Genomic DNA, 1,018 nt, shown 5'->3' with positions numbered 1-1,018 from the left:
CGGCGCAAGCGGGCCGAACGTGCCCTGACCTCGGTTGTTGCGACCTGCTATCTACTCGGGGTCTCGACCCGGCGGATGGAGAAACTCGTCGATACCCTCGGGATCACCTCGCTGTCGAAGTCGCAGGTCTCAGTGATGGCGAAAGACCTCGACACCCAGGTCGAGGCCTTCCGGAACCGACCCCTCGATGCGGGCCCGTACACGTTCGTCGCCGCCGACGCCCTGGTCCTCAAGGTCCGCGAGAACGGACGGGTGGTGAACGTGCACGCCCTGGTCGCGGTCGGGGTCAACGCCGACGGCTACCGCGAGATCCTGGGGCTGGACGTCACCTCCGCCGAGGACGGCGCCGGCTGGCTGACCTTCTTCCGTGGGTTGGTCGCCCGCGGGCTGACCGGGGTGAAACTGGTGACCTCCGATGCCCACGCCGGCCTCGTCGCGGCAATCGGCGCGACTCTGCCCGGTGCCTCCTGGCAGCGGTGCCGTACCCACTACTCGACGAACCTGATGGCGGTGACCCCGAAGTCGTCGTGGCCCTGGGTGAAGACACTGCTGCACTCCGTGTACGACCAGCCCGACGCGGATTCCGTTCACGCACAATATGATCGGATCATCGATGCGCTCACCGAGAAGTTGCCGAAGGTGGCCGATCACCTCGACGCTGCACGGTCGGATCTGTTGGCGTTCACCGCGTTCCCGAAGCAGATCTGGAAACAGATCTGGAGCAACAATCCGCAGGAGCGCCTCAACAAGGAGATCCGCCGCCGGACCGACGTGGTGGGGATCTTCCCGGACCGGACTGCGCTGATCCGACTGGTCGGGGCGGTGCTGGCCGAACAGCACGATGAGTGGATCGAAGGCCGCCGCTACCTCGGCCTCGACGTGCTGGCTCGCTCCCGCACCGACAAGCCCGCCGACAGTGTCACCGAGGAGACCGAGGAGGTGACACCGGCCTTGACTGCCTGAGCCACCCACGAGGAATCACGCGACGACGTCGTACACCACCTCACGGGACTTGACC

1 protein-coding gene is annotated in these 1,018 nt (G+C 66.2%); it reads left to right on the top strand.

Going from position 1 to position 1,018, the window contains the following annotated elements:
* Positions 1 to 963: IS256-like element IS1164 family transposase (locus I0Q12_RS00030; RefSeq protein ID WP_197250005.1), on the top strand; the 963-nt coding region annotated here is incomplete at its 5' end.
* Between the last annotated feature and the right edge of the window lie 55 nt (positions 964 to 1,018).

This window comes from Rhodococcus sp. CX (genome assembly GCF_015865005.1).
Taxonomy (GTDB): Bacteria; Actinomycetota; Actinomycetes; order Mycobacteriales; family Mycobacteriaceae; genus Rhodococcus.
Note: the sequence above shows the minus strand (reverse complement) of the source record. Positions and strands in the feature narration are given on the sequence as shown.